Raw genomic sequence first — 7,588 nt, 5'->3', positions numbered from 1 at the left:
GTATTAAATATAGGAAAAGGCGACGCATTGCGTCGCCTTTTCCTAGAGTCCCGATGGTAAACCAGTTGGCTTGCCCTTGACACTGGTAACAATTCTTCCCCATCCAGACTCACCGCCACTATCCCAGAAAACCTGCTGCATTACATCGTAGCTATAGGCATCATAGGCTCCACCAACGCCAACATCGTAGCTATCACTAGCACCATGACGAGTACCGTAAGGATCGTGGATCAGCCAAACTTTATTTGTCGGATCATGCCCCACTACTATACAAATATGTCCGCTTCCTTTATAGGCAAATCCCACCACTACGGGAATATTCGCTTTAAGTGACAGTAATAAATCTTTGGCAGAGAGAGAGTAACTGAAGTAAGAATCAATACCAAGTTCTTTTAAAGCCCATGTTTGCGCGTCATGATCGGTGGTATCGCCATACTTAGCCACAATCCGCATATATACAGACTCAGGTTCTACTACTTCATAATTTCCTGCTTGAGCCTTTCTGGTTAACTCTCCACCTAATAAATAGTCCGCAAGCATGGTATTGCTGGTGGTATTACATTGCCGCCAACCAGGACCAAAGATAGCTTCATCGTTATCCAACTGCGAGCAATATTTGACTGGCAGTTTAATTAGCTGATTGAGATCCTGTCCTTCGATTTTGATGTGGGGCTCGTAGGCATAGACCTTCTGGATCTGGGTTTTGCCGTCCTTGGCAGTGAAGGGGGATGCCAGCGTCATTAAAAGATGTTGGTTGCGATCAGGGCTATATTCAGTGACATAAAAAGCCTGATCTTTTTTAATAAAAATCTTCTCGGAATCGGCTAAATCCGTCGATCCCAGCAGCTTTTTTTTCAGGAAAGTGTCTGCTTGAGCGATCGCTTTAGGCATAGGACAACCTCGGTTTGGAGTTCGATAACGCTATAAATCATCGCATATCGCCATCAGGATTTTATTCCGATTTAAACTTGTTCCGCAATCGACTGCTGAGGGTATCGATCGCCGTAACAACTGCCAATAAAACGATCATCATCGTTGTCGCCTTGTTATATTCAAAACCACGAATATAACTGACCAATTCAAAGCCAATTCCCCCAGCCCCAACCACTCCTAAAACGGAAGCGGCGCGAATATTGTACTCAAACATATAGAGGGTATAGCCAAGACATAGGGGTAAAACCTGTGGCATGACTCCATACTGAGCGATCTGCCACCAAGAGGCGCGACCGACTCTTAAAGCTTCGAGCGATCGCTTATCGACGGATTCGATCGCCTCTTGATAGAACTTGGCCAGATAGCCGATCGTGTAAATCCCTAACGCCAAGGTTCCCGCTGGCGCACCCAACCCCGTCGCCGCTACAAAAAACAATCCTAAAATAATGGACGGCACCGAACGCACCGCATTTTGCAAAAAATTAGCCAGCCAACGCAACCATAGGGGCGAAAGGTTTCGGGCGGATAGCAAAGCGATCGGTATAGATAGAATTGCACCAATCGTCGTTCCCCACAGTGACATTTGCATAGTTTCAATCAAAGCATTGATCGCAACATCTAAAATACTCAAATCGGGCGGCCAAAGACGGGACAGAAAATCTGTCATGTAGGGCCAACTCGTTTGCAGTAATTTGAGATCGACCTTTAATCCCCTTAGTGACCAGATGTAAGCCCAACCTAGACTGACAATTACTAAAAACCTGATAGCCCAGATATTGTAGCTAAAGGTATGGGGACGAATCCGCTCGATAAATTTCATCATGCAGCGCTAGCAGACTGGACTGGGGAAAGATTTTGCAGTTTGGCAAACTGCTTTTCCATATTTTGACAGTCCCCATCATACATGACTTGCCCTGCTTCAAGAACGATCGCCCGTTGGGCATATTGAGCGGCTAGGGCGAGATCATGCAGTACGACTACAACTGTCAAGCCTTTGCGATGCATGGAGGCAAGGGCTTCCATTACTTGGTTGATGCCGACAATATCCAAACCTGTCGTCGGCTCATCAGCCAGTAAAATCTGCGGTGATTGGATCAAGGTACGCGCGATCGCCACACGCTGGCGCTGTCCGCCACTTAACTGTCGGGCTTTTTGGTAGGTCTGCTCCTGTAGCCCAAGCTTTTGTAATAGCTGCATGGCAACACGGCGATCGCGTTGAGGAAATCCCCATAAACTCTGCCAAGTGTTAAGCTCTCCCAGACAACCACATAAGACATTATCTAGGGAGGAAAGCTGATCGACTAAGCCCCCTCCCTGAAAGAGAAACCCCACATTTTTACGGATTTCGCCAATGTTTTGGGGTTCTACCCTAGTGCCAAATACTTGAATTTCCCCTTGATTTACAGGGATTAAGCCCACTAGCGATCGCAGCAGCGTGGATTTTCCCGCGCCGTTTAAGCCTAGTAGGGCGACAAACTCCCCTTGGTTAATTTGTAAATCGATTCCATTTAAGATTGGACGCTTTAAATTAGCTTGATAAGCCGTGCGCAGATTGTGACAAGCGATCGCAGGGGCGTTATTGACTGATAAAGATTCCATATTTTTCAAATCCTAATTGAAAATCCTAATTGAAAATTCTAAGTAAGTGGGCTTAATTAAATGTAAAGCCCTAAAACCTGCGGCGCACGGCTGCGCGTGCGCCGCAGGTTTTAGATCTGGATTTTAATTATGCTGAGGTACTTAATCGATCATTATTGATTGATCGTTATTGATCGTTGGCGCAATTTATAAAATTGATTAAGGCTTGAGTCCTGCACGGGCAATAGCCGTACGCATGGTAGCTAAATGTTGTTCGTGATCGACCTTGACTAGTTTGGTAGAGTTATAGAGACTGCGGAATAATTCGTTATTCTCCGCTTCATTCAGCTTTAAAAAAGCATTAATCAACTTTTCCCTGACATCCGCAGGTACGCTATCGTCAATGGCAATACCGTGGGCGGGTACATTGGGAACTGCATGTAGTACTCGCAATTTTTTGCCTTCCTCAGCCGTAATCCAAGGGGGAAGCAATGCATATTCCGATACCACGCCCACATCGGCTTGTTCGCGCAGAACAGCTTGTAAAGCACTGCTATAGCCGTCACCATAGGTTACTTTGCCAAAAAAACTATCTAAGCGATCGGGACCATCAACAAACTTTAACCCCACCAATTCGCTCACGGGGAAAATAAATCCCGAACCCGAAGAACGTGAGGTAAATGCCATACGCTTTCCTCTCAACTGTTCTAGAGTTTCTTGGGGAGTTGCTAAGGTTTTTAAGGGGCTGTTGTCGGGTACGACAAAGATCGAGTTATAGGATTTACCACCTGAGTAATCAGCACGAACTTCGGCTAGATACATCTTTGCCCCTGATAGTTGTTCGGCTTTTAGGGCTGCGCGTCCACTGACAAAGGCAACATTGGCTCGATTGGCGCGGAGAGCTTCGACTGATGCAGTTTCATCAGCAACAATCCCCTTGACAGGAGTGCCTAGTTCTTTCGATAAAATGGCAGTAACTTTATCGATTTTGCTCTGGAGATCCTTGGTGTCGCGGCGGGTAGCAAAGGCGATCGTAATATCGTTGCTAGGAGCCTTAGCTACTTCAGTTGGAGCAGGTTTAGCATCTTTGGTTTGTTCCTTACTAGCGTTGGTCTGGGCTACATTTGACGTAGATGAAGGTTGCTGATTATTTTGGCTGTTTTGGCTATTTTCCGTGCAAGCGGTCAAACCCATCAGGGAGACTAATCCTGCGATCGCCACAAACTTAGCAGGAGAAAATACAAAAAATTTCATTATTTTTTAAAAGTCAGTCGATATACTAAAAAGAATTAATAGCAATAACTACTAGAGATAGCTTAAACTTATTTGAGAATTTAAGTCAATAAATAAGTCAAGAAGATCATGGTGATTAGGACATACCCCCCCAGAATTGACTGGCGGCGCGAAGCGCCGCCAGTCAATTCTGGGGGGTTGATTTCTCCTACAGCAATTATCGATCAAACGAACCACAAGGAAATTTTTGAAAGCGTTGCTAAGCAAGGCTTTCAAAAATTTCCTTGGTTTGGGTTTGAGCGCAAAGCGCTGTAAGTCAAGTGACTGTAGCTATACTTGCTATAAAATGGGGCTATAAAATGAGATTGAAAGCCGATCAAAATAGCTATTAAAATCACCATGACCGAAAATCAAATTCCTGAAGGCGCGGAGCGCGAAGTGAAAATGATCGGTAGTGCGGCGATCGATGGTGCGCCGATCGCTTACATCATCGTTCTTGCTTCCGTTGCTACAGTATTAGCATTTATTCCATTTTCGATCGTGCTTGGTTCTGGTAAAGGTATTCCTTTAAGTCAAAGCATCTATCCTTTACTTGGCTGGTTGTTAGGTCCTTGGGCGGGAGCCTTAGCTAGCGGTATTGGTACTTTAATTGGCGTATTCCTTGCCCCCTATACGGCAGGAGTACCTGCGATCGCCATTTGGGGAGCGGCGATCGCTAGTTTTGCCGCAGGGTCTATGGTTACGGTTAGGAATCGCCAATATTGGTATTTGGGATTGGTCGGGATATTTGTCAGTGAACTTGGGGCTTATGCTTATTTAGCGATCGCTCGTAATGGTATTCCTCTCGATACTTTTATCGCAGGAGCCTTTATTGATTGGTCATCGATACTTCTATTTTTCTTGCCCACGCGAACGTTGTTTGCCCACATGATTGGCAGCAAAGATTTAATAAGGGTAGGGATCGGCATATTTTGCGGCACTTGGATGATCTGTGGGCTTGCCCATCTCAGTCAAGTTCCCTTTACCTATTATCTCTTTAACTGGCCAGAGCCAATTTGGAAAATGTTAATTCCCGTTATTCCTGTGGAGAATGCGATGCGTGGCTTGTCTGGTGCTGTGATTGGTACGGGTGTAATTTCAGGATTGAGAGCGATTAATATCGTTAAGCCGAAAGAAGCCTTGTATTAGGCAGTGACGCATAGGCAATCTAAAACCCAATAAGAGAGTGAATCCCGCTACGCGGGATTCACTCTCTTATTGGGTTTATGGATCGTTACAAAAAGTGCAACGGACTATATTTCTGAAATTGATGCACTTATACTGATGCAAACTTTATGGTTAATCAGAAAGCTATGCAGTCATGGAAGTTGCCTTTGGTTTTGCCGCGATCGCTTTCCCCATTATTCACTTTGGGCATCCTCCCCTTCAAAGATGCTCGCGATTATCAGATTCTCTTTTTATCGGTCTTTTTATTATTAGGGGTAAGTACGCGCGATTGGACTTTGAAGCCGATCGCGATCGCCCTGACCTTTGGCATTTGCTGGTTAACCCAGATGGCAATGGTCAGCCTATTTCCACCTACTTCCCAGCATCACGACCGCTGGCGATCGCTCAAAAGTGCCACGATTACCGCCTTGGGTTTAAGTCTACTGCTGCGCTCCGACAGCTATGGGGCGATTGTCTGTGCTTCATTTTTGGCGATCGCTAGTAAGTTTATTTTTCGTACTAATGGTAAACATTGGTTCAATCCTGCGAACTTTGGCATTGTTGTCGTTTTGTTGTTAGACACCTTTGTTTGGGATAACCATGCATGGGTCTCTAATGGGCAATGGGGCGAAGATAGCCTTTACGCTTTAGTTTTCCTCGGTTTTGGCGGGATCGTTCTCAAGAAGGTAGGGCGCTGGGATACGAGCTTTATGTTTTTGGCTTCCTATGCTCTGCTAGAAGGATTACGGAATCTTTGGCTGGGTTGGACTTGGGATGTGCTAGCCCATCGCTTGACTAGTGGCTCTTTGTTGCTATTTGCCCTATTCATGATTACCGATCCGCGTTCCATTCCTAACGCTAAAACGGCAAGGTTGATTTGGGCAATGGCGATCGCGCTTTTAGCTTTTATCTTCCGTAATGTCTTCTTCAATGCGGATGCCATGTTTTATGCATTATTCCTAATTTCACCGCTCACCGTTTTGTGCGATCGGCTATGGAATGCCCCGCGCTTCCAATGGTTACCCAAGCGTCATAGCGCTCATAGTGCTTTGCTCTCTAATCCATAAATTACTAAGGTTAGATTATGAAACGACTTTTGTTGTGGATGCGCGTACTGTTGAGTACCGTCCTTGCTGGTGTGATGGTGTTTGCTTATTCACCCTTGGCTTTTGCTTTCTGTGGATTTTATGTATCCCAAGCCGATGCTAGTCTCTTTAACAAAGCTTCACAGGTAGTAATCGCCCGTGACGGTAAGCGCACCGTTTTAACGATGGCGAATGACTATCAAGGCGATGTTAAAGACTTTGCCCTTGTCGTCCCCGTACCCGTGTTACTGAAAAAAGAACAAGTACGCATTGGCGAACAGAAGATCATTGATCGCCTTGATTCCTTTAGCGCTCCTCGATTAGTTGAGTACTTTGACTCCGATCCCTGTGCCAGATATGAAGTCTACGATCAAATAACTCTTAGTGGTGCGACAAGAGCTGCTGCACCAATGATGGAATCAAAAGCAAGGGCAGATAATTATCAAGTTACGATCGAAGCTAAATTTGCGGTTGGCGAATACGATATTCTCATTCTCAGTGCTAAGGATTCCGATGGTTTAGAATCTTGGCTGATTGATAATGATTACAAAATCCCCCAAGGCGCAAAAGAATTACTTCAGCCCTATATTCGCCAAAACATGAAGTTCTTTGTGGCAAAGGTGAATATTGCCGAACTCAGTAAAACAGGTTCGCAATCCCTCAGACCCCTGATGATGGCATACGAATCCCCCAAATTCATGCTTCCTATTCGCTTGGGGATGCTTAATGCCAATGGCGATCAAGATTTACTTGTATATATTCTTTCTCCTAAAGGACAAGCCGAAGTCGCTAATTATCGTACCATCAAAGTTCCATCGGGTGACGATATTCCGACCTATGTGAAGAGTGAATTTGGAGAATTCTATAAGTCAATGTTTAAAACTTCCTACAATAAGGAAGGACGTAAAGTTGCCTTTTTAGAATATGCATGGGATATGTCAAGCTGCGATCCATGCTCTGCCGAACCGCTCTCTCCAGAAGAACTTCGCAAGGCAGGGGTGTTTTGGATGGGTTCCCCAAATGATGCTGTCAATTCATCTCAGCTGTTTCGTCGACCAGTCCCCCCAAACAACGGAAGGGTTTTTATCACCCGTTTACATATTCGCTATAGCCGCGATACATTTCCCGAAGATTTGAGCTTTAAGGAAACCTCGAATCAAGAGTTCTTCCAAGGTCGCTATGTTTTGCGATATCCCTTTAAAGGTGAGACAAACTGTGATGCTGGAAAAGCATATCAGCGATCGCTGCGTCCGCGTTTTGAAAAAGAAGCCCAAACCCTCGCAAGCTTAACAGGCTGGAATCTTTTCGATATTCGTCGCAAGATGAATATCTCTAGTTTGCCCGATCCTGTCGAAACTCCATTTTGGGAAAATATCTGGAAATAGATACTGATAACAATTCCCAAAATGGCGTTGCCATTTTGGGAATCTCAAAACCTTACTGGGTTTGGTGTTTAATTCGCAAAAATGTTGTCACACTTTCGTGAATTGGTATAGCTGCTGCCAGTTTTGTTAGGACAAAATCAAAACCCCAAAGAGAGTTGCCGCGCTCCG

At 45.1% G+C, this 7,588-nt stretch carries 8 protein-coding genes; 4 read left to right on the top strand and 4 right to left on the bottom strand.

Translation table 11 applies throughout. The annotated features are described in order from the left end of the window. Positions 1-42: 42 nt before the first annotated feature. The 4 genes from AC805_RS19335 to AC805_RS19320 all read right to left on the bottom strand — a co-directional run bounded on the left by AC805_RS19335 (position 43) and on the right by AC805_RS19320 (position 3,765). Complete coding sequence (locus tag AC805_RS19335; protein ID WP_055076911.1) at positions 43-891, bottom strand: C39 family peptidase; 849 nt, start codon at positions 889-891, stop codon at positions 43-45. 61 nt (positions 892-952) lie between these two features. After that, on the bottom strand, positions 953-1,756 hold the full coding sequence (gene phnE / locus AC805_RS19330; RefSeq protein WP_156341487.1) for a phosphonate ABC transporter, permease protein PhnE: 804 nt from the start codon (positions 1,754-1,756) through the stop codon (positions 953-955). Continuing rightward, positions 1,753-2,532: a phosphonate ABC transporter ATP-binding protein gene (locus tag AC805_RS19325; protein ID WP_055076910.1), complete on the bottom strand. Its 780-nt coding sequence runs from the start codon at positions 2,530-2,532 to the stop codon at positions 1,753-1,755. The genes phnE and AC805_RS19325 overlap by 4 nt, the downstream gene beginning before the upstream one ends. 198 nt (positions 2,533-2,730) lie before the next feature. Then, positions 2,731-3,765, bottom strand: a complete 1,035-nt coding sequence (locus AC805_RS19320; RefSeq protein WP_055076909.1) for a phosphate/phosphite/phosphonate ABC transporter substrate-binding protein — start codon at positions 3,763-3,765, stop codon at positions 2,731-2,733. A gap of 108 nt (positions 3,766-3,873) precedes the next feature. Here AC805_RS19320 and AC805_RS19315 point away from each other — a divergent pair, with 108 nt between their 5' ends. From AC805_RS19315 to AC805_RS19300, 4 genes are all read left to right on the top strand, one after another. Next, entirely contained in the window at positions 3,874-4,059 is a 186-nt protein-coding gene (locus AC805_RS19315) for a hypothetical protein (protein WP_055076908.1), read from the top strand. 84 nt (positions 4,060-4,143) lie between these two features. After that, complete coding sequence (locus AC805_RS19310; protein WP_055076907.1) at positions 4,144-4,932, top strand: hypothetical protein; 789 nt, start codon at positions 4,144-4,146, stop codon at positions 4,930-4,932. 146 nt (positions 4,933-5,078) lie between these two features. After that, entirely contained in the window at positions 5,079-6,017 is a 939-nt protein-coding gene (locus AC805_RS19305) for an RnfABCDGE type electron transport complex subunit D (protein ID WP_082429564.1), read from the top strand. Between the two features lie 17 nt (positions 6,018-6,034). Continuing rightward, positions 6,035-7,420: a DUF2330 domain-containing protein gene (locus tag AC805_RS19300; protein ID WP_055076906.1), complete on the top strand. Its 1,386-nt coding sequence runs from the start codon at positions 6,035-6,037 to the stop codon at positions 7,418-7,420. Positions 7,421-7,588 lie beyond the last annotated feature (168 nt).

This window comes from Pseudanabaena sp. 'Roaring Creek', assembly GCF_001402795.1.
Lineage (GTDB): Bacteria > Cyanobacteriota > Cyanobacteriia > Pseudanabaenales > Pseudanabaenaceae > Pseudanabaena.
This window is presented reverse-complemented; position numbering and strand designations above follow the sequence as displayed.

Coding starts and splice junctions, on each gene's coding strand:
- AC805_RS19320 (WP_055076909.1), bottom strand. CDS start 3,765: ATGAAATTTTTTGTATTTTCTCCTGCTAAGTTTGTGGCGATCGCAGGA.
- AC805_RS19305 (WP_082429564.1), top strand. CDS start 5,079: ATGGTTAATCAGAAAGCTATGCAGTCATGGAAGTTGCCTTTGGTTTTG.
- AC805_RS19335 (WP_055076911.1), bottom strand. CDS start 891: ATGCCTAAAGCGATCGCTCAAGCAGACACTTTCCTGAAAAAAAAGCTG.
- AC805_RS19300 (WP_055076906.1), top strand. CDS start 6,035: ATGAAACGACTTTTGTTGTGGATGCGCGTACTGTTGAGTACCGTCCTT.
- phnE (WP_156341487.1), bottom strand. CDS start 1,756: ATGATGAAATTTATCGAGCGGATTCGTCCCCATACCTTTAGCTACAAT.
- AC805_RS19310 (WP_055076907.1), top strand. CDS start 4,144: ATGACCGAAAATCAAATTCCTGAAGGCGCGGAGCGCGAAGTGAAAATG.
- AC805_RS19325 (WP_055076910.1), bottom strand. CDS start 2,532: ATGGAATCTTTATCAGTCAATAACGCCCCTGCGATCGCTTGTCACAAT.
- AC805_RS19315 (WP_055076908.1), top strand. CDS start 3,874: ATGGTGATTAGGACATACCCCCCCAGAATTGACTGGCGGCGCGAAGCG.